This window comes from Candidatus Accumulibacter aalborgensis (assembly GCF_900089955.1).
GTDB lineage: Bacteria > Pseudomonadota > Gammaproteobacteria > Burkholderiales > Rhodocyclaceae > Accumulibacter > Accumulibacter aalborgensis.
In genome coordinates, this window is sequence record NZ_FLQX01000170.1 from 1 (window position 1) to 24,274 (window position 24,274).

20 protein-coding genes are annotated in these 24,274 nt (G+C 62.2%); 2 read left to right on the top strand and 18 right to left on the bottom strand.

The features are described 5' to 3' along the window. Positions 1–371 precede the first annotated feature (371 nt). From ACCAA_RS21035 to ACCAA_RS21065, 7 genes are all read right to left on the bottom strand, one after another. A complete protein-coding gene (locus ACCAA_RS21035) occupies positions 372–1,604 on the bottom strand; it encodes an OmpA family protein (RefSeq protein ID WP_186409205.1) in 1,233 nt (410 codons plus the stop codon). A gap of 3 nt (positions 1,605–1,607) precedes the next feature. Beyond that, on the bottom strand, positions 1,608–2,837 hold the full coding sequence (locus ACCAA_RS21040) for a caspase family protein (protein WP_186409206.1): 1,230 nt from the start codon (positions 2,835–2,837) through the stop codon (positions 1,608–1,610). A 708-nt stretch (positions 2,838–3,545) separates the two neighbouring features. Next, a complete protein-coding gene (locus ACCAA_RS21045) occupies positions 3,546–4,991 on the bottom strand; it encodes a lipopolysaccharide kinase InaA family protein (RefSeq protein ID WP_186409207.1) in 1,446 nt (481 codons plus the stop codon). A 72-nt stretch (positions 4,992–5,063) separates the two neighbouring features. Continuing rightward, positions 5,064–5,831, bottom strand: a complete 768-nt coding sequence (locus ACCAA_RS21050) for a lipopolysaccharide kinase InaA family protein (protein WP_186409208.1) — start codon at positions 5,829–5,831, stop codon at positions 5,064–5,066. Further along, on the bottom strand, positions 5,828–6,652 hold the full coding sequence (gene rfaP, locus ACCAA_RS21055) for a lipopolysaccharide core heptose(I) kinase RfaP (protein ID WP_186409209.1): 825 nt from the start codon (positions 6,650–6,652) through the stop codon (positions 5,828–5,830). The genes ACCAA_RS21050 and rfaP overlap by 4 nt, the downstream gene beginning before the upstream one ends. 7 nt (positions 6,653–6,659) lie before the next feature. Beyond that, entirely contained in the window at positions 6,660–7,781 is a 1,122-nt protein-coding gene (locus tag ACCAA_RS21060) for a glycosyltransferase family 4 protein (RefSeq protein ID WP_186409210.1), read from the bottom strand. A 70-nt stretch (positions 7,782–7,851) separates the two neighbouring features. Next, positions 7,852–8,739 carry a lysophospholipid acyltransferase family protein gene (locus tag ACCAA_RS21065; protein WP_186409211.1) on the bottom strand — a complete coding sequence of 296 codons (888 nt, stop codon included), beginning with the start codon at positions 8,737–8,739 and terminating at the stop codon, positions 7,852–7,854. Between the two features lie 209 nt (positions 8,740–8,948). Here ACCAA_RS21065 and metK point away from each other — a divergent pair, with 209 nt between their 5' ends. Further along, positions 8,949–10,115, top strand: coding sequence for a methionine adenosyltransferase (gene metK / locus ACCAA_RS21070; RefSeq protein WP_186409212.1), 1,167 nt, complete (start codon positions 8,949–8,951; stop codon positions 10,113–10,115). Positions 10,116–10,416: 301 nt separating this feature from the next. Here metK and ACCAA_RS21075 read toward each other — a convergent pair whose 3' ends face one another. The 6 genes from ACCAA_RS21075 to ACCAA_RS21100 form a co-directional block, all read right to left on the bottom strand. Beyond that, positions 10,417–10,563 carry a hypothetical protein gene (locus ACCAA_RS21075; protein WP_186409213.1) on the bottom strand — a complete coding sequence of 49 codons (147 nt, stop codon included), beginning with the start codon at positions 10,561–10,563 and terminating at the stop codon, positions 10,417–10,419. 3 nt (positions 10,564–10,566) lie between these two features. Beyond that, positions 10,567–12,471, bottom strand: a complete 1,905-nt coding sequence (locus tag ACCAA_RS21080; RefSeq protein WP_186409214.1) for a DUF4178 domain-containing protein — start codon at positions 12,469–12,471, stop codon at positions 10,567–10,569. A 68-nt stretch (positions 12,472–12,539) separates the two neighbouring features. Beyond that, positions 12,540–13,574 carry an SPFH domain-containing protein gene (locus ACCAA_RS21085; RefSeq protein WP_186409215.1) on the bottom strand — a complete coding sequence of 345 codons (1,035 nt, stop codon included), beginning with the start codon at positions 13,572–13,574 and terminating at the stop codon, positions 12,540–12,542. Between the two features lie 89 nt (positions 13,575–13,663). Next, complete coding sequence (locus tag ACCAA_RS21090; protein WP_186409216.1) at positions 13,664–14,068, bottom strand: DUF350 domain-containing protein; 405 nt, start codon at positions 14,066–14,068, stop codon at positions 13,664–13,666. Positions 14,069–14,116: 48 nt separating this feature from the next. Next, positions 14,117–14,836 (bottom strand): type III pantothenate kinase, encoded by a 720-nt coding sequence (locus ACCAA_RS21095; RefSeq protein ID WP_186409217.1) that lies wholly within the window; start codon positions 14,834–14,836, stop codon positions 14,117–14,119. Continuing rightward, positions 14,833–15,696, bottom strand: a complete 864-nt coding sequence (locus ACCAA_RS21100; protein ID WP_245754722.1) for a biotin--[acetyl-CoA-carboxylase] ligase — start codon at positions 15,694–15,696, stop codon at positions 14,833–14,835. The genes ACCAA_RS21095 and ACCAA_RS21100 overlap by 4 nt, the downstream gene beginning before the upstream one ends. Positions 15,697–15,856: 160 nt before the next feature. Here ACCAA_RS21100 and gstA point away from each other — a divergent pair, with 160 nt between their 5' ends. After that, positions 15,857–18,106, top strand: a complete 2,250-nt coding sequence (gene gstA / locus ACCAA_RS22635) for a glutathione transferase GstA (RefSeq protein WP_186409218.1) — start codon at positions 15,857–15,859, stop codon at positions 18,104–18,106. 123 nt (positions 18,107–18,229) lie between these two features. Here gstA and ACCAA_RS21110 read toward each other — a convergent pair whose 3' ends face one another. From ACCAA_RS21110 to glnA, 5 genes are all read right to left on the bottom strand, one after another. Then, on the bottom strand, positions 18,230–19,381 hold the full coding sequence (locus ACCAA_RS21110) for an acyltransferase family protein (protein ID WP_186409219.1): 1,152 nt from the start codon (positions 19,379–19,381) through the stop codon (positions 18,230–18,232). Positions 19,382–19,438: 57 nt separating this feature from the next. Beyond that, positions 19,439–20,875 carry a nitrogen regulation protein NR(I) gene (gene ntrC / locus ACCAA_RS21115; protein ID WP_186409220.1) on the bottom strand — a complete coding sequence of 479 codons (1,437 nt, stop codon included), beginning with the start codon at positions 20,873–20,875 and terminating at the stop codon, positions 19,439–19,441. 60 nt (positions 20,876–20,935) lie between these two features. Continuing rightward, a complete protein-coding gene (gene glnL / locus ACCAA_RS21120; RefSeq protein ID WP_186409221.1) occupies positions 20,936–22,009 on the bottom strand; it encodes a nitrogen regulation protein NR(II) in 1,074 nt (357 codons plus the stop codon). A gap of 17 nt (positions 22,010–22,026) precedes the next feature. Continuing rightward, positions 22,027–22,518 (bottom strand): DUF4124 domain-containing protein, encoded by a 492-nt coding sequence (locus ACCAA_RS21125; protein WP_186409222.1) that lies wholly within the window; start codon positions 22,516–22,518, stop codon positions 22,027–22,029. A 181-nt stretch (positions 22,519–22,699) separates the two neighbouring features. After that, positions 22,700–24,118 (bottom strand): type I glutamate--ammonia ligase, encoded by a 1,419-nt coding sequence (glnA, locus tag ACCAA_RS21130; protein WP_186409223.1) that lies wholly within the window; start codon positions 24,116–24,118, stop codon positions 22,700–22,702. Between the last annotated feature and the right edge of the window lie 156 nt (positions 24,119–24,274).

Genomic DNA, 24,274 nt, shown 5'->3' on the forward strand with positions numbered 1-24,274 from the left:
CACCAAGCCTTGCTGCCCATCAAAACCGTCTGGGTCTATCCTCTCGACCGTCACTTCAGACGGGTCCTCTGCGCATGAACACGTCGTTCCACCACCCATCCCACTGCATACACGCCCGCGCTTATTGAGAAGTTACTTCAACGTAACTTAACGTATTGATTTGTAACGATTCACGACTCATGGCGAATTCGTAAAATATCGATACAATCAATTTGTTAGATTCTTAAGTCCGACAGGCTCCTAGAGGCGCAGCCACTCATCCAGTAAAGCGCCCGTAGCGAAGCGAAATACGGCAATATTTCGTTCTACTAGGGAATCGCGGTCTGTCCCTCATCGCGGAGCTTTGCCGGGGTTTTCGCGGCGACGCGGCATCATGTCAAGCTAGCGCAATCGACCACCTGGAATTCAGCGCGCCTGTCGATGGCGTCCTGAGCGTCGTCGCTGCCGGAACCGATGACGTTTTCTTTGAATCCCCGGCCGAACGCGCGGGTCTTCTGCGGCGCCTGCGGGAAATCCTTGTACATGGTCTTCTGCACGGCCAGAGCGCGTTGCAGTGACAACTGATCGTTGTAACGCTCACCGCCTGAGCGGCTGCTGTGACCAACGATGTTAAGGCATACACCGGCCGATGCCACCCGTTTGGCGATCTGTCGCAGCCACAGCGAATACTGGGTGCGCAGCGAAGGGTCATTGACGAAATCGGTTGAATTTACCGAAAACAAAAAACGCGTGCTGAGATTCTTGGTCTGCAGACCGACGTCAACCAGTTTCGCGAAAGCATCCTCGGATTCCCTTGCATGACCAAGCTTGCGATAGGACTGGTATAGCGCCGAGTAGGTTTTCATCGTCTTGCCGTCCGCGCGAGATTCGGCGTTCTGGTAGAGGGTTAGCGCGCGCTTGAGATCGCCGCCATCGAAGTTCTTGTCGGCCTCGGACAATTCGGCTGATGTCAGCAGGGAGTCCATGTACCTGCGGTCGGCGACGTCGCCGGCGCGCGACTGGCTCGTGGCAACATAGCCTTCATCCCGCTTGTCCTTGAGATACATCGGGCTGTCCCGATAGGACGCAATGGGCTCATAGTTCAGCTTTTCCTTTGCCAGCCAAACTTCGGCGTTGGCAATGACGATGCCGGACTTGAGGTCCACCACAGAAGACAACAGGCGATAATATTTGTTGCCCGAGCCACGGTCGAGCCGGAGGGTGCCATTGACGACGTACTGGGCCACAGCAAGGCTCGTCGGCGTGATCGATTCGATGGCGAAATCGGGGAATCCATCCCTGACCTCCTTCAGCAACAACTGCTCGATCGCGCGGCTCGTTTCATTTACTTCAGCCGTATTGGCATCGATGAACGGATCGACCACGAAAGACTGCTTGCTCATGCGACTGGTCAGGGGCTGGAGGCTCCTGAATTGACCGAACAGATCGACCGTCAAATTCCTGACAGCGACATCCAGCGGGAGCGGTGTCTTGGCCACTGGCGCCGGCGCCGGCGCATTGGCACAACCGCCGAGCAGTACGATAATCGCGAAAAGTCGCGTTGACAGGTGCATCAGTCTCATGGTTACTTTCCCCCCGGGTAAAATAGTGATCGATGCCTTCATCGCTCAGCGGCATTTCTGCCTATAGAAATTGGTCTGAACATCCGTCAGCGGCTCGACCCCCATCGACATGATTAGGATCAACTCACTGCAATTGCACGACGGGCAGCCAGTCGGAGGCGGCACGATGTTTGGGCGCACTGCAGCTTCGACCGGCAGGGCGGCCTGCTGGACGGGACGGGTGGTGGGTGGTTTCAGCGCTTGCAGGCGGGAATTGGCAAGCGCCACGAAACGCCCCTTGGGATACTGATCAAGATAGGCCTGATAATCGCTGGCCGACTGGCTGGTCTTGATGCTTTCCCACAACGTCAATTCGACCGATGCGGCATTGTTCGCGGGCGGCGATGGCGCAAGAGCCGCATCGGTGCCGCTCGTGCATCCACCAAAACAGAAGTCGCCGTCGATGCTCCCTTCCATCCACGGCTCCTGCTCGCCCCTGGACTCCAATTTCACACCGGACACGACCCGCTTCAGGATCTGTTCGATGGGCTGCCCCGGAACGTCCATGTAGGTCAGCAAATACTGGGTATATAAGCCGTTCTTGCCCGAGCCATCCGAGGCTACATTGCCGGGACGAGTAGCAAAGGAAATGAGGGTTCCCGATGGCGCATCGACCTTGGCTAACCCACCCGCTGTCGAGCGAAAACTACGGCCAAAAGGATTGTTACGACAGGCATCGAGAAATACCAGATTGAGCCTGGTCTTCGCATCTTCCATAATATTCAGCACTTGGCTCACGTTGATGCTCTGAATCGGAACGTCTTCTTCCCCGACGATTTCCGCATCCACCACGGGCAGGTAGTTACTGCCCTTCAATTGCAATCCGTGGCCGGCATAGAAAAACAGGGCAACGGAGCCAGGCTTCAACCGCGAACGAAATTCGCGCAGCGTGGAGCCGACCTGTTTGCTCGTGAGGTTCTCTCTTTCGATGACCGTAAACCCCAGTTTGCGCAGCTTGGCGGAGATATCCCGGGCATCATTGACAGGGTTTGGCAGCGGAATGGTGCGGTAGCTGCTGTTACCGATGACCAAGGCAACTTGCACACTTCCGTTGGCGGAATCCTCACTGGAAAACGCAACAGCATCCTGGAAACCAGCATGCATCGCGCCCACGATCAACAGAACAGCAAGCGCCCGCAGCGATCCGATCGACGCAGTGGCCAACCCCCTCCCCCAGCACGAACGACAATAAGCCAACACGAATAATGCAATTTTTTTACCTAGTATGCGCGACATTGTCTCCATCGTCAATGAATGGTCTTTTCCAAGTGGTATGAGCCTGAGGCAAATACTTCGGCGCGCCAAACGCAAGCGCGAAGTGCTGTAGAGGTATCCCTAGCACACCAGCGGCTACAGGGCGCCGCAAATCCACTACGATTTCATGTTTCGCGGTGCCTGAATATTATCGAATTGCTTTAATGGATAAATCACGACATTAACCAGGCAGCGCTCGCCGCGTACTGTAATCTTTGACACCGGCATGCCACAGCCGGGATGAGGGGGAGCGAGGTGAGTTGCAAACCCTTGCGGGCGGCAGCGATGACGGTGCCGAGCAGAGCAAAGGCTCGGGAGCCGTCCGTGAAACGGATGCCGTGGCTGATGTAGCGCGTAATGACCCAGTGCCCGTTCGGCAGCGTTGTTGAAAGCGGCTAACGGGGCCAGGCTCGTATCTTGTGCCCGGTGGCCGCGTTATTGATGTGGGTGAAGTTTCAGGTCACCACGAAGTCCATTCCGTTCGACGCCGCTACTGCAACGTGCATGGCGTCTTCCGCGTACGCCGCTGCGATCGCCCTCACCAACCAGGAACGCGGCTGGCCACCGTCGTTTCAATGCACACCCGCCGCTTCATGGGGTTCTTTGGGGTTGCCATCAAGTGTGCCGAGAAGGGCGGCTGGTCGACATTTACTCCCGAAGGCTGCGTTCTTCCAAGCGTTCAGTCTCGCCTCAGCCCGCCGGCAGCCGCTCGTCGAGCCAGCGCTGCAGCACCGACCCAGTTGGCCAGTTGCGCAACAGCCTGGCGCGATCACGGCGCCAGGCGCGCGCATGCGCTGCCGCCGAGCGATGCTGGACAACGCCATCGAGGTCGATGACCACCACCCGACCGTGCTCCCACAGCAGATTGGTCGCCTTCAGATCGCCATGGCTGATGCGGTTGCGGTGCAGCGCCGCAAAGAGATCGAGAATCGCCGTCGCCTCTTCGTCGGGCGGCACACGGTCGGCCGACAGATGTCTCAACAGATTCGGTCCGGGACAAAACTCGCTGACCAGCCACGCCCGTCGGCGCAGTGGCCCGCAACGCTCTTCGATCAAGGCCAGCGGTGCCGGCGTGGCGATGCCGAGAAAGCGTAGCCGGTGCCCTTCACGCCACGAATGCCAGCCCCGGCTAGGCCGCCACAAGCGGCTCAGTGCGTGCCGCAGACTCTTGAGGTTGTAGCGCTTGATGAGCAGCGCGCGACCATCGATGACGACCCTGGCGACCGTCGTGGTGCCGCCGTCCTTCAGTATCGTACCGGCGCTGATGGCCCTGTCCACACTCTCCCGCGACCTCAGCACCTCCGCCAGCGCTTCGACTTCCCGACGGACCACCGCACGGAATCGGGTGGCGCTCTGGTCGACCGCGAACAGCGTGCACTCACGAAGCGTCTTGACGAGAAAATCTTTCAGCCGCCATGCTCGGACGCGCCTGATCTGCTCGCTCAGCGCCGGCAGATCAGGCAGGGAATCGCTGGCTCCGGCCGCGTAAGCCGGCAGCAGGGCCGCCACCTGACCGTCCCATGCGGCGGGCAACTGCGCCAGCAGAATGGCCAGGTTGGCGCTGGCGGGCGTCAGCGGCAGCCGCTGGCCAGGACAGACGACGCGCACCGCGTCGCCGTCGATGAGCAACCAGGTGTCTTCATGGCGCAGGAAGTTGCCCAGATGCAGGTCTTGCTGGACCAGCCCGGCGGCGTGCAGGCGGCCGAGCAAGGTCAGCGCCGGTGCCAACAGCGCCAGCGCCTGCCCATCGCCAGGAGCGGGGCCAGCGAGTCGCTCCCACGATTCGGCGAGACTTTCGGCCGGATCGAGGAAATCCGTCATCAGCGCGTAGCCGCCGCCGGCGAGCGCCGTTGCGGCCAGCAGCGCTGGCGTCGGCACGCCGGCCCCAGCGAGCGCTGCGAGACCGGTGCGTTCCTGCTGCCAGTGCCGTTCGCCGCGCTGCCCGATGAACAGCTTGGCCAGTACCTTGCTGCCGTTCAGCTCCGCCTCGCCGACCAGCCGCTTCCCCGGCAGGACGCGCAGCAGGCGAAGCATGAGCAGTTCGCCGCCATCGGCCAACAGCACGCGAAACGGCAGCCGCGGCTGGCGGCCAGCCGCGCGCAGGGCGCTGGCGTCGGTGAGTGGGAGGTGCGTCATCGGCAAGCGAGCGTCGCCCTAGCAGATCTCCCGGCGCTCCCAGCTCCACCCGGTCGGCCTGGCGAAATCCGCCTATTCCCGGCCATCAAAAAAGCCGATGATCTTGCCGATCCGCTTGCGGTCTTCGCGAGTCACCCGCTGATGCCGCGCATAGGCGAGATAGAAGCGCAGGCGCTGGCTGCGCGAGAACAGATGTTTGGCAGACTTGTCGAGGCAGGCGAGATCCTTGACCATCCGATAGTCGAGAACGGCGCCGCGGTAGAAGGTGCCGCTCGGACAATCGATCAGATAGACCGTCGGTGAGGGGCCGCCATCGACCAGCAGGTTGCGCCACTTAAGGTCATTGTGCGCGAAACCGGCTTCGTGCAGTGTGCGCGCGATGTCGGCGATCTGCTGGGTGACCTGCGCGACCCAGCGGCGATCGTGCAGACGCGGATCGTTGGCGCGGGCCAACTGCGCCAGATCCTCGGTATCGGGGATTTCTTCGGTCGCCAGAGCGCCACGCATGAAGCCCCCGAAACGGCGCTCCAGGCCGTAAGCGACCAGCGTCGCCGTCGGTATCCCCCAGGCGCGAAAAGCGAGCAGATTGCGCCATTCGGAGCGCACGCGCGGCTGACCCAACCAGCGCCGCAAGCCAAACCAGCGGCGGCTGGGATTCTTTCCGTTACCACTGTAGCGCTTGACGTAGTAGCGCTTGCCAGCGGCGCTGACGCGGATGACCAGGCACAGCGAATCTTCGGAGATCCATTCGCCGTCGAGGGCAAAGACGCGATCGATGTCGGCGAACAGCGCTGCCGCTTCGCTCGACGCGTATTGTGGACTCAACCACCAGCAGTTCATGTCATCTCACCGTCGGCAAGCTTGCGCACGAAACGGGTTTGCAGGCGCCGCGCCTCGCTCGCCAGATGCGCCAGCAAGGCCGCCTCCTGACGCAGGACAAGGCGCAGCGGAAGAGCAAAATAGGCCGCCAGGAAGCGCAGCCAGTCGCGGCTCGTCAGGCCGATGTCGAGGGCCGAAAAATACAGGGAGGCCAGGTCCTTGTCACGCCAGCGGCGCGGGGTCTTGGCCCTGACCTGGGCCCGATGAAGGTCGATCAGTGACACCCTGAGCCGATCGGGTGTCGGCGGTGGGTCGAGATGCAGCAGGAAATGGCAGAGGTAGAAGTCGCGATGGTTGACCCCACCGGCGTGCATGGCTCTGGCCATTTCGGCGACGCGCCCAATCAGGGCGCGCTTCAGAGCGGGCGCCGGCCGATGCGTCGACCAAAGGCCACAATAGTCTTCAAGACTGGCCGTGGGCGCGAGTTCTTCGCTGACGATGAACGAGCGCCGACGCGCCGGATTGCCGCCGCGCACGCCGAAGGCCACGGCGCGCAGGGTATCGACACCGAGTTCGCCGAGCCGCTCGATGGCACGCCATTCGTTCTCCGCTCCGAGCACCGGCAGGCGCAGCGAGACAAGGTTCTTGACGATCTCGGCGCCGCCTACGCCGCGATGGATCTTGACGAAGTAGCCGCGCCCGGCGACTTCGGTGCGCAGGGTCCGGCGCCCCTCCAACTCGCGGAAGACCTCGCCATCGAGCGCCTCGACGGCGACAAAGGGGTCCTTCCCCGACCACAGCGAGCGAAAAGGTTCGTCAAGAACCAGGAATCGGTGGCTCATCGGCGGATCATCGGCCGTTGCCCAGGATCACGTCGGCGGCTCGTTCGGCGTTGCTGTAGATGTCGGCCTGCTCGGCATAGGCCAGGCCATTGGCGGCCCAGCGCCTGCGCGCCGGCTCATCGTTCAGCATCTGTGCCAGCACCTGGTCGAGACACGCCTGCTCGAAAGGCTCGGCCAGGACCCTACCGGCGTCGGCGTCGCTGATGTAAGCCGCGTAGCCACAGACGGCGGTGGTCAACACCGGCAAGCCGGCGACCAGCGCTTCGAGCAGGACCGTCCCGGTATTCTCGTTGTACGCCGGATGCAGCAAGAGATCAGCGCCAAGCAGAAAACGCAGGATGTCGCTTCGCCCGCGCAGAATGTCGACGCGATCGGCCAGCCCGAGGGCTCGCGCCTGCGCGCGGAAAAGCTTGGGGTCATCGTCACCGATGGCGAACAGACGACAGCGGCAGCCCAGTTCCGGCGGTAGAGCGGCGAGCGCCTTCAGGCTGCGATCCAGCCCTTTGGTCTTGAATCCGGAGCCGATCTGAAGCAGAAGCAGATCGCCTCCGGCCAGCCCGAAGTCGGCGCGGACAGCCGCCCGAAGCTCGGCCGCGTCAGCCGGCGCACGCCGGTCGAGCGCAATTCCGGGCGGCAGCAAGTGGAAGCGCTCGTCCGCTGTGCCGTAGTACTTCTGGAACAGTGGCTGCTGCAACGGTGAAATCATCAGGATCTCGGTTCGGCTGTCCGGCGCGAAGACCGCGCGCTCGTAGGCCGCAAAATGGCGGTAGCGCCCGGTCATCCGATAGAGCCGGTTGCGCTGCGTGCGTGCCTTGTCCTCAAAGCAGGGGTCAGCGGCAAAATAGATATCGAGGGCTGGCATCTTGTTGAAACCGACGACGCGGTCGGCAGGACGTCTGGCCAGGTCGTTGCCGACCCAGGCAGTGAACCTCGCATAGCGGCGCTGATTGGTCAGTCCGCTAACCGGCACCAGCAGAACTTCAAAACCCTCGGGAACTTCGCCGCGCCACTCGATGGTGTAGACCCTGACCACGTGCCCGCGCGCCTGGCAGGCCAGCGCCAGGCGCAGGAAATCGCGCTGCAGGCCGCCGAAGGGAAAATACTTGTAGAGACAGAAAGCAAGCTGCATCAATACCTTCCGCCGCTCGGGACGCAAACGACGCAGAGAACGCCCGGTGACCGCTGCCGCGCCAGAGATCTCATGCCTGCCTGACCTGTCCTGCGACCGGTGCTTGTTCGCTGCCCTGGCTGCCTTGGCTACCCCTGCGCCGCTTGTAACGGTTGTAGCCCCAGAGGTACTGCTCCGGGCACTGGCGAACGAGATGCTCGATCTCGTGGTTTATCTGCTGAGCGCGCTGCTCGATCGTACCGCTGATCGCTTGCGTCGGTTGCTGCAGGTGAAAATGGTAGCCTGCACCAGCCGGCAGCCGTTCGCCCCAGATCATGATCACGCTGGCGCCCGTGTCGACCAGTCGTGCGGCAAGTGTCATCGTGTAAGCCGGCCGGCCGAAGAAGTCGAGCCAGCGACCGTCGCCCGCCCTGGGCGCCTGGTCGGGCAGCATGCCGACTGCTTCTCCCCGCTTGAGTGCCTTGAGCAAGCTGCGCACCCCCGACACATCGGCCGCCGCCAGGTGAAGCTGCTCCCGGGCGCGACCGACTTCGATCATTTCCTGCAGCCAGCGCCGCTTCGGCGGGCGGTAGAGGACGGTGATCGGCGCCTGCGTCGACAGATACTGCGCGGTGACTTCGAAGCAACCCAGATGCGGCGTCAGGTAAAGGATTCCCTTGCCCTTGCGGGTAGCGGCTTCGACCAACTCCCAACCGGATACCTTGACGACGCGAGCCGCCGACTCGGTCAGTGGCCGCAGCCAGATGCGCGGCAGTTCGAGCATGCCCTTGCCGGCTTCGCCGATCGCCGCTGCCCGCAGACGCGTGGCATCGGCCTCACCGAGGGCATGAACCATGTTGGCGCGCATGTTTCGGCGGTAGGTCGGCGACAGCAACCAGGCCAGCCAGCCGAGCAAGGCACCGACAAGGTGCAGCCAAGACAGCGGTAAACGACTGCAAAGACGAGCAAGGGTAATCACAGACGAGTCCAGTGGCGGCAGTGGCGAGAAGGTTTGACCATTGGGCAGCAGAAAAACTATAATTATCGCTCCGCCGAGTTAATCAGGACAACTTGCAGGGCGGGCAGCGCCGCATTCAGCGGCCACTAAATACTGCTAAAGCGTCGTCTGCTCGTACCCCGGAGCCGGCAACGCCGCTGTTTCGGGGTTTTTTTTGGAGCAGACCCAGCGTGAGCAAAGAATTCCTTTTCACTTCGGAATCGGTTTCCGAAGGCCATCCGGACAAAGTCGCCGATCAGATTTCGGACGCCATCCTCGACGCCATCATTGCCGACGACCCGCCGGCCCGGGTGGCCTGCGAAACGCTGGTATCGACGGGTCTGGTCGTCATTTCGGGTGAAATCACCACCAAAGCGCACATCAACTATCGCGAGATCGCGCAGGACGCCGTGCGTCGTATCGGCTACAACGACTCCGAGATCGGCTTCGACTACAAAAGCTGCGCCATTCTGACAGCAATCAACCGTCAGTCGCCGGATATCGCGCAAGGGGTCAACGAGGGCCAGGGTCTCGACCTCGACCAGGGCGCCGGCGACCAGGGGCTGATGTTCGGCTATGCCTGCAACGAAACGGCGTCGCTGATGCCGCTGCCGATCCACTACGCACACCGGGTCATGCAACGCCAGGCCGAGGTTCGCCGCGATGGCCGCCTGCCGTGGCTGCGCCCCGATGCCAAGAGCCAGCTCACCGTCAGATATGCGGACGGCAAACCGGTGTCGATCGACACGATCGTCGTGTCCACGCAGCACGACCCCGATGTCTCGCACGCCCAGATCTCGGAAGCGGTCATCGAAGAGATCATCAAGCCGGTTCTGCCCAAGGAACTGCTCACCGCCGCCACGCGCTATCTGGTCAACCCTACCGGCCGCTTCGTGGTCGGTGGCCCGCACGGCGACTGCGGTCTGACCGGTCGCAAGATCATCGTGGACACCTACGGCGGCGCGGCCCGGCACGGCGGCGGCGCTTTCTCGGGCAAGGACCCGTCGAAGGTCGACCGCTCGGCCGCCTATGCGGCGCGTTACGTGGCCAAGAACATCGTCGCCGCCGGTCTGGCCGAGCGCTGTGAAGTCCAGGTGGCCTACGCCATCGGCGTCGCCAGACCGGTGTCGCTGATGGTCAACACCTTCGGCACCGGCAAGGTCAGCGACGAGGTCATCGTCGATCTGATCGGCAGACACTTCGACCTGCGTCCCAAAGGCATCATCCATTCGCTCGATCTGCTGCGCCCGATCTACCGGAAGACCGCCGCCTACGGCCACTTCGGCCGCGAAGAACCCGAGTTCACCTGGGAAGCGATCGACAAGGCAGCGACGCTGCGCGCTGAAGCGGGCCTTTAGGCTCCTCCGACGATCGCTGAAAAGGGGCCAGAAGGCCCCTTTTTTCACATCTGTCTCGCTGGCGCCGGTATAGACTGGCTGCTCTGCATCCCTCGCGCATCAGCCACGAAGCTCCCATGCTCAAGCGAAATGGAAGTTTCCCGACCTCAACGAGATCTGGTCTGGGCTGCCGGATCCGTCGCGCTGAGTAACACCCGCGGGCTGCCGCTTCAGCAAAAGCTTGAGAACTGCTGGCAGCGGTATTGCGCCACCTGCATGCGGTGCAATGCGCTTCGCTTATTGCACCCTACCCGCTTCTCTCCTATTTGTGAGCCCCGCGGCCGGCGGTGCCCGCAACGCGCGCGGTCTGCGCAGCAGCGGTTCGATCGAAGAGACTCCAGCCCTGGTACTGGGCATGGCTGAAGAGCGCCAGCGCCAGCAAGCCGACGATCCAGTTGGCCTTGATCATCGCTCAGTCTTCCTTGCCGCCGAGATCGCTCTCGTTCCAGCGCCGCGCTTCGAAGGCATTGCGCCGCCAACGCGAGAGTAGCGGGAAGATGGCCAGAAAGATCAGCAAGAGCACGAAGTTTGACCACGCCGTCGGATTGCGCACGACCTCCAGCGTGTCGACCACCGCCGCCGCATTGTCTGTGCCGAGTTCGTACTCGATGACCAGATAGTAGGTACCCGCCGGTATGCCCTTGAAAACCATCTCGTCTGACGGCGACCCTTCAGACCAGCTCTCGCCCTCGTCCACCCCTTTGTAGTGGCTGATTTCCTGCTCGCCCTGGTAGGACTCGCCGCTGTCCTTCTCGACCAGCGTGCTGGTCAGCGACAGCCAGTTGTTGCTGACGTCAGTGCTGTGGCGCACCAGCAGGGAACGCGCGCGGCTCTTGAGGACGAACTCCTGGCTGGTCACCGTCGCCTCGTCGTTCTGCGGTGAAAGTACCAACTGCTGCCTGAGCAACCCTTGTGCAGCGAAGAACAAGGCAAAGGCCAACTGCACGACGGTCGCCGCCAGCGCCAGCTTCCAGAACAGGCGGCAGGCATTGGTGTGCGTTGCGGCCAAGGAGTTCGGCTGGTTGGCATAGACGCCGACGCGCTTGAGCGGTGGCGTCTTGACCACGAAGGCGGCGCCGAGATCAGCCGGCTCCAGATACTCGGCTTGCGACCAGCTTGCTTCCTTTACCGTCACTTCGCGCGACAGCATCAGCGGCGGGCAGATGTAGTCGTCCACCGCACAGAGCTCACCGACCGCGACTCGCCAGTAGAATTCGCCGACGACATAGGTCACCTCTGCCTTGCCGCTGTTGAAGCGCTTGAACTCCAGCCCGTCACGCTTGAACTTGGCCTGCCCGCGGCTGACCGCCGGCGGGTTGGCCAGCGTGCGGGCGAAGTTCCAGTGACCCTGATCCTCGATCAGCCACGCGAAACCGTCCTGCGCGTTGAACAGCAGGTATTCCGCCCACGGGTAATCGTTACCGTCGGAGGTCATGCTGCGGCGCATGAAGCCGATCACCTCCCAGTCGACGCCGTGCAGCGTCCCGCGGCTACCGAGTGGCAGCCACGGGGCTTCGCGTAGCGCCTGGGCAGCCCTGGCCAGCAAGCTGACGTTCTCATTGCTGACCCCGATGATCGACCCACAGGTGTCGCAGGCCACGCTTTCAATGGCGGCGGAATGAATCTGCAGGGGGGCGGCACAGTGCGGACAATTGAAGGCGCGCACGCCGACCTGCGGCGCTCCGTCGGCAGCGGGGGCGGAGAGTTCCTTGAGTTTTTCAAGCTTCAGTTCGGCAAAATTCGTCGGCTGGCCAACGAAGACCAGAGGCGGCGTTTCGCTGTAGTCGATGGTTGCAAAGCGGTCGTTGCTGCGCAGGTCGGCAGTGTTGACGTCGTACCCCGCGGCGACCCGGAACGGCAATTCGCCCTGTCCGGAGATACAGCGGGCCGTCTCGAGGTCGGTGACCGTAAAGCGGCGCCCGTCGAGAGTGAGCGACATCTCTGGCGCGAGTGCCTCAAACGCCGGCAAGGGGTCGCTCACCGTCACCTGCGCGCTGACCACATACTCGCCAGCAGCGTCGCCAAGCCATGCGCTACGGCCATTATCGAACAGGATGTACCACTCGTTCCAGAAGCCGGCGTCATATTTCATCTGTATGCGGCCAACGATGACGAAGTGGCGACCACCGAAAGTGCCCTCGCTACCGATCTGCAGCCGCGAACTGTCTTCGAGCAGATCGGCCATCCGTCCAAGGTTCTGCAGGTCCTCGCCGCTGCGCAGCAGCGTACTACGGCAGAACTCGCAGACGACGTAGATCGACAGCGCCGAGCGGAAGGCGGCCGGCGCACCACAGGACGGGCAGGTGGCCCTCTTCACGACGAGATTGGCGATGCAGGTGGCGACCGATTGGCCAGCGCCGTCGCCGATTCACCGGCCACGCCGACTTAACCCAGTTTGCCCAGCAACTCGGCCTTCTTGGCGTCGAACTCGGCCTGCGACAGGATGCCTTTGGCCACCAGGCCGTGCAGCTTTTCCAGCGTCGCCACGACCTCGTCGGCGCTGACCGCCGACGCCATCGGCGCAGCCGTCGGTGCCGGCGTCGGAACCGTTCCCGCCTGCATGGCCTGCGCCATGGCGGCGGTCATCGTCTGGCCGATGCCGAGGCCGGCGCCCAGGCCGGCGCCGATCCCGGCAATGCCGCCCTCGTTCTGCGCCGCCAGCGGGATGCTGTTGGCCACCTGGTACTGCGTGTAGCGCCCCAGGTCGCCGATCATGTTCATGCCAATGCGCGAATCGAGAATCTTCTGCAGTTCCTCGGGCAGCGAAACGTTCTGCACGACGAAACTGTCGAGCGCCAGACCGTAGCGCACGAAGACCGGCTCGAGCTTGCCTTTCAATGCCCGGCTCAACTCGTCCTGATTGGCAGCCATGTCGATGAATGGCACGCCGGATTCGCCGAACAGGTCGGTCATCGAACTGATCACCAGGTTACGCAACTGCCCATCGAGGTCGGCGACCGTGTACTGCGCGCGCGTCCCGGAGATCTCGCTGTGGAACTTGCGCGCATCGGTCAGCTTGTACGAGTAGATGCCGAAGGCACGCATGCGCACCATGCCAAAATCCTTGTCACGGAGGGTGATCGGATTCGGCGTTCCCCACTTGCAGTCGAGCTGCAGACGCGTCGAGAAGAAGTAGACATCGGACTTGAAAGGCGACTCGAAGAGTTTGTCCCAGTTCTTCAGATAGGTGAGCACCGGCAGTGTCCGCGTGGTCAGCGTGTACAGGCCGGGGCCGAAAACGTCGGCGATCTGACCCTCGTTCACGAAGACCGCCATCTGCGATTCGCGTACCGTCAGTTGGGCGCCGTACTGGATCTCGAAGTCCTGCATCGGATAGCGCACGGCAAGAACGCCATCGCCCTCTTCGGTCCATTGAATGACATCGATGAACTGTTTTCTGATGAAGTCCATGAGCGCCATGATCATCTCCTGAAGTCAAGCTTACTATGAAAGTCTCGCGCGAGCGGGCCAGCGCCGTCGGGCAGCGACGGCAAAGAAACGGGGGGCGGTCAGTAGGTCATGCAGGCCGCGTTGATCAGGCCGACACTGACCGAAATGACGGCCAGCAGGATGGCCGGCGCCGTCTTGTCGGCAGGGATATCCTGATCGAGTTGCGGCAGAACGAAGCGGGTCGCCAGGTAGGTCAGGATCTGGATGACACCGGCGATCGCCCCCCAGGATGCCAGATCGATCAGCGAATCACTATGCGCGATGACGTTGGCTACCGGCATGGCAAAGCCGATCAACGCACCTGACAGGCTGACCGCTGCTGCGCCATTGCCGGCACGGATCAAGGCCATCTCGTGATACGGGGTGACATTGACATAGACCAGCAGGAACAGCGCCAGCAAGACGATCGCCACGGCGAAATAGGCCAGAAAGGCGGGCAGCGTGGTCAACAGGTGCACGGGCATCGGGATCCTCCTGTCGGCGAGCCTGACGATGAAAGTCGCGTCAGCGGTTCATGGGGAGGCTGCAAAGCGTACCAGCCCGTTGAGTATCAGATTGTCCACCAACTGGAACGGGATCTTCAAGTGGGCAGCCAGGCGCTCGGCAGCGCCGCCGGTCAACAGGCAGCGCGCGCCGGGCTCGGCGGCAATGGCCGAGAACATGCGCTCTATGGCGCCAAGCTGGCCCTGCAGGCAGCCGCTGACGATGGCATCCATGGTGTTGCGCGGTTCGGCGCAGAAAACACCCTCGGCGAGCGGCAACTGCGCCGTGTTGCGGGCCAGCGCAGCACGCATCAGGTCGAAACCGGGAAGGATCAGCCCACCGCGAAAGACACCGTTGGCATCGAGCAGGTCCACGGTGGTCGCCGTTCCGGCGCAGACCACCAGGCAGGCGCCGGCGAACAGCGCGCGCGCGCCGATCAGCGCCGCCCAGCGGTCGGCACCCAGTTGCCCCACACGCTCGTAGGTACTGCGCACGCCGCAAGCCGCGGTGCTGCCGTGCAAGAACGAGATTCTGGTGTGGCGCTGCGCGAGGAGCGACGATAGGCTCTCGGCGACCTCGCTGCCGGCGACGTTGCAGATCACGACGCCGGCATCGGCCGGCCATTCGTCGGCGGCTTCGCCCAACAAGGCGACATCGGCGGTGGCCAGCACGCCGGTGGCCAGCCATCGCGTCCCGTCATGGAGACCCCATTTGATGCGGCTATTGCCAGCGTCGATGGCGATGATCATACGGCTCTCAGCGACACGTCGCCCGAGAAGCAGCGTTCGATCCCGCTGTCGGTACGCAGCAGCAGTGCGCCGTCGACATCCGCCCCGAGACAGATTCCTTCGCGGTCGACGAGGCCGCCATTGAGCAGGCGCACGTGACGATTCTGCCAGACATGATGCGCCTGCCAGTCGCTGTGCAGGGCAGCGAAACCGCCGGCGGCAAAACGGTCGAGAACGGCAGCCAGGTCGATCAGCAGTTGCGCCAGCAGTTGATGGCGATCCGGCACGGGCGACAGCGCCTGCGCCAGAGCCGCCGGCGGATGAAGCAATTCCTCGGCGCTGGCGGCCGGCAACTGCAGGTTCAGGCCGACGCCAATCACCGCCAGCATGCCGCGCGGGGCCGCCTCGAGTTCAATCAGGATGCCGCCGAGCTTGCCGCCGTCGAGCAGGATGTCATTCGGCCACTTCAGTCCGACGCCACGCACGCCACTGACTTCAAGTGCCCGTGCCACGCCGACGCCCACGGCCAGCGAGAGGCCGGCCAGTTGCGCCACCGAACACTCGAAGCGCCAGAGCAGAGAGAAGGTCAAACTGCCTTCAGCGGTGGACAGCCAGCTCCGCCCCCGGCGACCCCGGCCGGCCGTCTGGCGGTCGGCGACCAACAGCAAACCCGACGGCGCCGCTTGTCGGGCGCGTTCGAGCAAGCGGCTACTGGTCGAGTCGCACTCGGGCAGCGCCTCGACCGTGAACCGGTCCCTGAGGGGACCGAGCAGTAACTCCAGTTGGGCAGCATCGATGCGGCACGTGCCGAGAGAGGGGTCCATGGTTTCGTCATCAAGATCAACGTCGTCATTATCGCCGATTATCGCGGCGAGGAGCATTGACCCGTGCCGTCAGACATTGACCGCGGGTTGCGCCGACAAAAAGCGGCGACAAGCGGAGTATGCTTGCGGATTCGGGTCCGCTGCGCGCCTGTATCGACCTTTTCACGAGCATCGGGCGGCAACGCTTGCGCGACTTTCATGGTAACGAGGAGAAACGATGACGAAACAGATAGTTGTTTGCCTGGATGGCACGTGGAACGATCCCATCGAGCAGACCAATGTGTACCGATTGTTCCAGATGCTCCCTGGCGAAGAGCAGCAGGTCGAGGAAAACGGACCGCTCCGTTCGCATCTCGCCAAAAGCAGCGAAGAACTCGCCGCCTTTTATCTGGCCAGCGTCGGCAACGGTGGCCGAACACAGGGGCTACTAGGCGGCACGCAGGGAATCGGATTGCACGACAGCATGATCGACGCCTATCTGTTGATCTCGCAGGTGTATCAGCGCGGCGACAAGATCTGGCTGTTTGGTTTCTCGCGCGGCGCGTGGGCCGCCCGTAGCCTGGGCGCATTCATTGCCCACTCAGGCCTGATCGCGGCCAGCGAAGCCGACGACGACGGCGCGGCCGATCACGCCGAAAATGTCTGGCTGATCTACAAGGACGATCGAGGCAAGAAGCGCGGCGCACGCTTCTGGAAGCAACACGACGAAACGCCAATACGCATGATCGGCGTCTGGGATACCGTCGGCCAACTGGGAGTACCGCTATTCAACGGCCTGCGCCTGGTCGACCGAGCCGAACTCCGCTTCCTGAAATTTCGCAACCGCGAACTCGGTCCACGCATAGAGCATGGTCGCCAGGCACTGGCCATCGACGAGGAGCGCGCCGACTTCACGCCGACGCCATGGGTAAAGCGCGAGGGGATCAAACAGGTCTGGTTCGCGGGCGCGCATGCCGATATCGGCGGCGGCTACGCAAGCCACGGGCTCTCTGACATCGCGCTCGAATGGATGATGCAAGAGGTCAACGACCTTGATGCCGGCTTGCGGCTTTCGTCCAGCCAACTCAGCGAAGCGTTGGCTCCCGACGGCCTGCAGGACCGACACGACGAAACGCGTGGGCCGGTTTGGCGGACACGCCCGAGCAAGGAACGCAAGATCTCCGACGACGCAGAACTGCATCCAAGCGTTCTGCTGCGACTGGAGGAACGAGCCGATTACCGGCCGAAGGCACTGGAAGACATTCCGGCCTGCGCTGGTTTCTACGCGGACGATGAGCCTCGCCCCGAGGAACAACTGCAGAACGAGCGGGAAGCCCTGCCATTCCGCAAGCTGCCGGTCGATGGCTCGACGCGCTTCCCGGCCTATGCCCACAAGTGGTGGAACGCCTCCGGCATCGAAGTGGACGCAGGCGAAAAATATCGCATCGAGGCCAGCGGCGCATGGATCGACAAAGGAATCCCCGCGGGCGCTGATGGTTATGAATCGAAAGCGTGGCGCCTTCTCCTGGCCGAAGGCAGCCGCCGCATGGAAGAACGCCCCTGGTTTTCATTGGTCGCCGCCATCCACCCCCGGCCCGACCTCGAGGCAAACAACCCTGACGCCGAGAACATGCTCACCGGGCTCATCGAAAGCACCATCCACGGGGTCGCGCGCATCGACGACGAGAGCAGCCTGATGGCAACTCCGAATGGCTACGAAATCCAGATCAACGAACCCGGTTTTCTGTATTTTTTTGCCAACGACTCGTCGTTTGACTACGGTAACAACAACGGCTTCCTGACCGTCGAAGTCACCCGGCTCCCCTGGTCGGCAGAAGCCGACCAAAAACCAGCGCAGGCGACTCAGTGGGTCGCTGGCAGCCTGGCCGTGAAGCTCTACTTCACTCCTGGAACGTGCTCGCTGGCAGCACATATCGCACTGCGCGAAGCGGGCCTCGACTTCGACCTCGTCCGTGTCGATATCCGCCAGCGCCGGCTTGCCGACGGCAGCGACTTTACCGCCATCAACGCCAAGGGCTACGTTCCGGTGCTCGAAATCGACGACGGCGCTTACCTCACCGAAGTCCCGGCCATCGTGCAGTACATCGCCGACCGCATACCGGAAAGCGGCCTGGCGCCGCGACCCTATACGCTCGAACGCTACCAGTTGCAGGAGTGGCTCGGGTTCATCAGCACCGAACTGCACAAGGCCTTCGTCCCGCTGTTCAAACCGGACACTCCGGAGGAATACAGGCGGCGCGTCAAGGAAGACATTGTCGCTCGACTAAGCTACGTTGCTGCTCGTCTTGAAGACAGGAAATACTTGCTGGGCGACCAGTTCACCGTCGCCGACGGCTACCTGTTTACCGTCCTCGGCTGGGCCGGGTCGGTAGAGATCGACATTGGCCGCTGGCCGACGCTGCTCGCTTTCCAGCAACGCATCGGCCAGCGCCAGAGTGTTCGCGACGCCCTGGCGGCGGAAGGCTGACCAGATCGCGGTTCACTGGTCGGAGTCTCTGTAGCGACCGGCCCGCGAAGCGGGCTGAGCAACAAGCGGACAGACCACCAGAGTCCCGGGGGATTGGCGGCGCAGTGATCTCCGCAAACGCGGTCACGGGAGCACTGCGTTCGCTGACCCCTGGGGCGAACCGGCACGGCCTTGCTGTCGAGCGGGTCTGCCGATCTTCAGCCACTGCCGGCACTTGGCGAGAACGGGCTTTTCAACCAGCTTGTGGATCAGAATTCCGCAGCCAACCGACACCAGCATGATCACGGTGAGCAGCACAAGGGCTGTGGTCTGTGTCTTCTCGCCGGCTAATCCCCAGTTGAGCGAGCGGACCCCTTTGAAAGCGTGTTTCTGAAAATAGAAATGCACTAGGTAGATCGAATACGAGGCGTCGCCGATCAGCAGCAAGAAGCGCTGCCGCTTCCAGAACCCTTCCAGCTTCGCCGACACTGAACCCAGGAGCAACAGCGCGCTGCCTGTACCGAAACCCAGGGCCAGGGGCAAGCTGTCCCAGACGTCCACCTTCGCATCGCCGAGCGAAACGTACCACCAGGCGGTGGACAGGAAAATGACCGTGCCAGCGACAAGACTGGCGATGCCGATCCGGTCGCGGCGCTCCTGGTTCAGCTTGTTGCGCAGCGCCATCCCGGCGGCCGACGTGAGCAGGCCCAGCATGAACAGGAGATTGGGCAGTTGGAGGCCAATGGTGTCGGCAAAGTGGTAGACGTAGTTGAGAGCCACCAAGCCGAACCACGCGGTGAACGCGCCAAGGCCGAGTTTCCGGTTGACGATAAAGGCGACAAAAATGCCGTAGAAGACCATCTCGTAAGCCAGAGACCAGCTTACCGCGATAATCAGGGGCTTGCTGGAAATGAAGAACAGTGCATTGCTCAAGAACTCCCCGATCTCCAGGCGCTTGGCCAATACTTGCCACACACCCACGGCAATCAGGACGATCCAGTATAAAGGATAGATACGCACCAGCCGCTTGAGGAAGTAGGCCGGAACCCGGCGGTAGTTGCCGACATCGTCGAGGTGAGCGTGGGCAATGATCAGGCCGCTGATCACAAAGAACATATGCACCCCTGAAAAGCCGAAATTGGTCAGGGCGAGAAGCGGTTTGACACCGTACCAGTTGCCGATCAACGCCGCGCCGTGGTAGATGGCGACCAGCAGACATGCCAGGCCTCGGCAAACCTGCGCTGTATAGAGCGTCGCCTCAGGTTTTTCGCTGATCGGAGACGCTGTCGTACTCATGGTATTCAAAGTCATAACCGTTTGAAAATCGTCTCCGGCCAACGCCAAGCATGGCTATCATCGCAGCGAGGAGGCTTCCCGATCTTCGCCCACGCTGCTGCCTGTGCCGTCGAGGCCAAGCTCCTGAATCTTGCGCGTGATGGTGTTGCGACCGATACCCAGCGCTTGCGCGGCTTCAATTCTGCGCCCGCCGGTATGCGCCAGCGCCCGATTGATCAGCACACGCTCGAAGGCATGGGTGAGTTTCGCGTGCACCTGGCCCGCATCGCTGACCAGCAAGCGGTCGACTTCCTGGGCAAATGCGCTTTCCCAGTCGTCGGTCTGCGCCAACGACGCCGCTTCGCGCAGTTCAGGCGGCAGATCGGCCAGTTCTACGAGTTGCCCCGGCGCCATTACCGTCAGCCAGTGACAGAGGTTCTCGAGCTGCCGTACATTGCCCGGAAACTCGACCAATCCCAGATGCTTGAGCGCCGCGTCGGAAAAGCGCTTGCCTTCAACGCCAAGTTCATTGGCGCTTTTCTGCAGAAAGTGGCGCGCCAGGATCGGAATGTCCTCGCGCCGCTCGCCAAGGCTGGGCAGGCGCACGCGGATGACGTTCAGGCGATGGAAGAGATCCTCGCGAAAGAGCCCCTGGCGGACGCGCTCTTCGAGATTCTGGTGCGTGGCAGCAATGATGCGTACCTTGGTCTTCAACGGCGAGTGGCCGCCGACCCGGTAGTAATGGCCATCGGAGAGCACTCGTAGCAGCCGCGTCTGCAGTTCTGCCGGCATGTCGCCAATTTCATCGAGGAAGAGAGTGCCCCCTTCGGCCTGTTCGAAACGGCCTTGGCGCTGCGCTGCGGCGCCGGTAAACGCGCCGCGCTCGTGGCCGAAGAGTTCGGATTCGAGCAGATCGCGGGGAATTGCAGCCGTGTTGATGGCGATGAAAGGCTTGTCGGCGCGCGAGCTGTGGCGATGCACGGCGCGCGCCACAAGCTCCTTGCCGGAACCCGACTCGCCGGTGATCAGGACGGTGGCATTCGATTGACTGAGCCTGCCGATGGCCCGAAAAACCTCCTGCATCGCCGGGGCCTGCCCGAGGATCTCCGGCGTCAGACCTACTTCGTTCGGCGCACCGCTTTGGTGCAGACTTTCACCGATGGCTCGACGGATCAGTTCCAGCGCCTGATCTACGTCGAAGGGTTTCGGCAGATATTCGAAAGCTCCGCCCTGAAATGCCGACACGGCGCTCTCGAGGTCGGAGTAGGCAGTCATGATGATCACCGGCAGTGTCGGGAAGCGTTCCTTGAACACCTGCAGCAGTTCGAGCCCCGATTGACCCGGCATCCGAATGTCGGAGACCAGAATCTGCGGCGCTTCGCCGCCGCCGTCGAGTTGCGCCAGGGCTTCGGTTGCCGAGGCAAAACTCTGAAACGGGATTTTCTCGCGGGACAGGGTCTTCTCGAGAACCCAACGGATTGATTTATCGTCGTCAACGATCCAGACAGGTTTCATCGATTCCTCAGGAAGCATCATGGTTGTCGTCCTTTGGAAGCAAGAAACCAGCCAGCTTGTTCAAGCGAGCGGCAAGCGGATCGTGAAGCTGGTGTGGCCCGGCCTGCTTTCGCAATCGATCGTCCCCTGGTGCTGCTGAACAAAACTCTGGGCCAAGGTCAGACCAAGACCGCTGCCGCCCTGGCGCCCGGAAACCAGCGCATAGAACATGCGTTCGCGGATGTCCTCGGCAATTCCCGGTCCGTCGTCGACCACCTGCACTTCAAGCGCCAAACGATGGCGCCGCTTGAACAAGGTCATCTGGCGGGCAACCCGCGTGCGCAGAGTGATCTGACCCTGACCGGCGACACTGCCGTCAGGCTGCCCTTCGATCGCCTGTGCAGCGTTCCTGGCGATGTTGAGGAATACCTGAATGAGCTGTTCCCGATCACCCACCAGGTCCGGCAGGCTGGTATCGTAGTCGCGTGCGACGCTCAGAATGGTTGGAAACTCTGCGGTCAGCAGACTGCGCACACGCTCCAGAATCTCGTGGATATTCACCGGACCCGGCTGCATCGGGCGATGCGGCGACAGCAGGCGCCGCATCAGATCCTGCAGACGGTCCGCTTCCTTGATGATCACCTGGGTGTACTCGCGCAAACCAGGGTTGTTGAGCTCGTGCTCAAGCAACTGCGCCGCACCGCGGATACCACCTAGCGGATTCTTGATCTCGTGCACCAGGTTTCGTATCAGCTCGCGATTGGCCTGTTGCTGCTCGACCAGGCGCTCTTCCCTCGTGGCTCTGAGTTGTTGGTCAATGGGCCATAACTCGACGAGCAGGCGGGCCTCAGGAAGCTCCGTTGGGTTGACCGTGCAATTGAGCTTGAGGAGTTCGCCACCGGCCACACGCAACTCGATGCTCTGCCCGGTGTAGGCCCAGCCGTGATGCAGCGCGCTGTCCAGCGCCGCCAGCAGTTTCGGCGGACACTCAACGACGCCATTGAGCGGGCATCCCGAAAAGACCTTGCTGCTGATCGCCAGCAGGTTCTCGGCGGCCGGATTGATGTAGCGGATGACCAGGGTTTCATCAAGCAGAAGCACCGCTGACGACAACAGGTCAAGCCCGCGAAAGGGGTTCGCCGCTGTCTCAGTCATCAGTTTCCCGCCCCGGATCAGCGCAAATTTCCGATCTCCTTCTTGATCGCATCGATATTGCGCTGGTGCAAAGCCACCTTGTCCTTGTACGGCTGGATGCGCTCCTGCACTTTGCCGCCACTGATCGCACCGCCCTGCACGCGCTCGCTCGGCAAAACGGTCGCTTCCTGCTCGGCGAGATCCCTTTTGGCCTGCTCGGCACTCGCCTGCTCGGCAGCCAGCTCGCCTTCGAGAATCCGCCGGCGATCGGTGTCGCGCGATTTCTGCGTCTGGTCGTCCACCTTGGGAAAACTGCCGGGCGTCGGTGCCTGTGTCGAGGCCTTGGGCGCAGGCTTGGCAGCCGGCGCCAGGTTGACCGGGTCGAGAATGATTTTCCGGCAGTTCTTGGTCGGCACGTTCGAGTAAGTGACACGCCCGTCGACGTCGCATCTGTAGATATCCTGCGAATGTGCCGGGACTGCCAGCAGCGACAGCAGTGCGAACGAAATACACAGGTCTTGCCGTTTCATCGTCGTCCCATTTCCTTTTTGCCACTCCCCTGCCCATGGACTGGCGGCCATCACCCGGCCACCGAATCCCTGATCAGACCGCAGTGTATTGGATGACTGAAACGAATACAAACGCGACAGCCACACGATCGGTGGACAAAAAAAGGACGGGCAAGCCCGTCCTCTTGTTGGCGCCGCCTGATCAGCAGCTGTAGTAGAGCTCGAACTCGACCGGGTGGGTGGTCATGCGGACCTTGTTCACCTCGTCCATCTTCAGTTCGATGAAGGCGTCGATCCAGTCGTCGGAGAAGACCCCGCCGCGGGTCAGGAACTCGCGGTCCTTGTCGATCGCCTCAAGCGCTTCTTCGAGGCTGGCACAGACCGTCGGAATCTTGGCGTCCTCTTCCGGCGGCAAATCATAGAGATTCTTGTCGGCCGGATCGCCGGGATGAATCTTGTTCTGAATACCATCGAGGCCGGCCATCAGCAGCGCCGCGAAGCACAGATAGGGGTTGGCGATCGGATCGGGAAAACGCGTTTCGATGCGCCGTGCCTTGTCGGAAGCGACGTGCGGCACGCGGATCGAGGCCGAACGGTTCTTGGCCGAATATGCCAGTTTGACCGGCGCCTCGTAGTGTGGCACCAGGCGCTTGTACGAATTGGTGCCTGGATTGGTGATCGCGTTCAGGGCCTTGGCGTGCTTGATGATGCCGCCGATGTAGAACAGCGCCATCTCCGAGAGACCGGCATAGCCGTTGCCGGCAAACAGGTTCTTGCCATCCTTCCAGATCGACTGGTGGACGTGCATGCCAGAACCGTTGTCGCCGACGATCGGCTTCGGCATGAAGGTCGCGGTCTTGCCGTACTGATGCGCGACGTTATGAACCACGTACTTGAGAATCTGCGTCCAGTCGGCACGCTTGACCAGCGTACTGAACAGAGTGCCGATCTCGCACTGACCAGCGGTCGCCACTTCGTGGTGATGCACTTCAACCGGAACGCCGACCGACTCGAGCGTCAGCACCATCGCTGAGCGAATGTCGTGCAGGCTATCAACCGGCGGCACCGGGAAATAGCCGCCCTTGATCCCTGGACGGTGACCCGTCCCACCTGGCTGGCCGTCCGATTTTTCGCCGCTCGTCCAGGCCGCTTCCTGCGAGTAGATCTTCAGGTTGCAGCCCGACATGTCGACGCTCCAGGACACCGAATCGAAAATGAAGAATTCGGGCTCGGGTCCGAAGTAGGCGGTGTCACCAACGCCGCAGGACTTCAGGTAGGCTTCGGCACGTTTGGCAATCGAGCGTGGATCGCGGTCGTAACCGCGTCCGTCGGCCGGATCGACGACGTCACAGGTAATCACCACCGTCGTTTCATCGAAGAAGGGGTCGATGTAGGCAGTGCTCGGATCGGGCATGAGCTGCATGTCCGAAGCTTGAATCCCCTTCCAGCCAGCGATCGACGAACCATCGAAAGCGTGACCGTTCTCGAACTTGTCTTCGTCAAAAGCGCTGACCGGCACGGTGACGTGCTGCTCCTTGCCGCGTGTGTCGGTAAAGCGGAAGTCGACGAACTTCGCCTCGTTTTCCTTGACCATCTTGATCACGTCTTGCGGGCTTGCCATTGCGGAGTCTCCAGAACAGGTGCCGGTTGGGCCGGCGACAGTAGAAAATGGGTGCGCGGGGCAACTAGCAGAAAGCATGCCAGTTCGTACCCTGCTGGAGTTTCATTGTGCCACAAGCGCCTTGAGCATTCCTGCGCTTTTTGCAAGGCACCTTTC

Bases quoted from the DNA above. Each gene is read 5' to 3' on its own strand.
- gstA (WP_186409218.1), top strand. From the start codon at position 15,857: ATGACGAAACAGATAGTTGTTTGCCTGGATGGCACGTGGAACGATCCC.
- glnA (WP_186409223.1), bottom strand. From the start codon at position 24,118: ATGGCAAGCCCGCAAGACGTGATCAAGATGGTCAAGGAAAACGAGGCG.
- ntrC (WP_186409220.1), bottom strand. From the start codon at position 20,875: ATGAAACCTGTCTGGATCGTTGACGACGATAAATCAATCCGTTGGGTT.
- ACCAA_RS21085 (WP_186409215.1), bottom strand. From the start codon at position 13,574: ATGGCGCTCATGGACTTCATCAGAAAACAGTTCATCGATGTCATTCAA.
- ACCAA_RS21060 (WP_186409210.1), bottom strand. From the start codon at position 7,781: ATGCAGCTTGCTTTCTGTCTCTACAAGTATTTTCCCTTCGGCGGCCTG.
- ACCAA_RS21075 (WP_186409213.1), bottom strand. From the start codon at position 10,563: ATGATCAAGGCCAACTGGATCGTCGGCTTGCTGGCGCTGGCGCTCTTC.
- glnL (WP_186409221.1), bottom strand. From the start codon at position 22,009: ATGACTGAGACAGCGGCGAACCCCTTTCGCGGGCTTGACCTGTTGTCG.
- ACCAA_RS21035 (WP_186409205.1), bottom strand. From the start codon at position 1,604: ATGAAGGCATCGATCACTATTTTACCCGGGGGGAAAGTAACCATGAGA.
- ACCAA_RS21045 (WP_186409207.1), bottom strand. From the start codon at position 4,991: ATGACGCACCTCCCACTCACCGACGCCAGCGCCCTGCGCGCGGCTGGC.
- ACCAA_RS21110 (WP_186409219.1), bottom strand. From the start codon at position 19,381: ATGAGTACGACAGCGTCTCCGATCAGCGAAAAACCTGAGGCGACGCTC.
- ACCAA_RS21040 (WP_186409206.1), bottom strand. From the start codon at position 2,837: ATGTCGCGCATACTAGGTAAAAAAATTGCATTATTCGTGTTGGCTTAT.
- ACCAA_RS21050 (WP_186409208.1), bottom strand. From the start codon at position 5,831: ATGAACTGCTGGTGGTTGAGTCCACAATACGCGTCGAGCGAAGCGGCA.
- ACCAA_RS21090 (WP_186409216.1), bottom strand. From the start codon at position 14,068: ATGCCCGTGCACCTGTTGACCACGCTGCCCGCCTTTCTGGCCTATTTC.
- rfaP (WP_186409209.1), bottom strand. From the start codon at position 6,652: ATGAGCCACCGATTCCTGGTTCTTGACGAACCTTTTCGCTCGCTGTGG.
- ACCAA_RS21100 (WP_245754722.1), bottom strand. From the start codon at position 15,696: ATGCTCCTCGCCGCGATAATCGGCGATAATGACGACGTTGATCTTGAT.
- ACCAA_RS21095 (WP_186409217.1), bottom strand. From the start codon at position 14,836: ATGATCATCGCCATCGACGCTGGCAATAGCCGCATCAAATGGGGTCTC.
- ACCAA_RS21125 (WP_186409222.1), bottom strand. From the start codon at position 22,518: ATGAAACGGCAAGACCTGTGTATTTCGTTCGCACTGCTGTCGCTGCTG.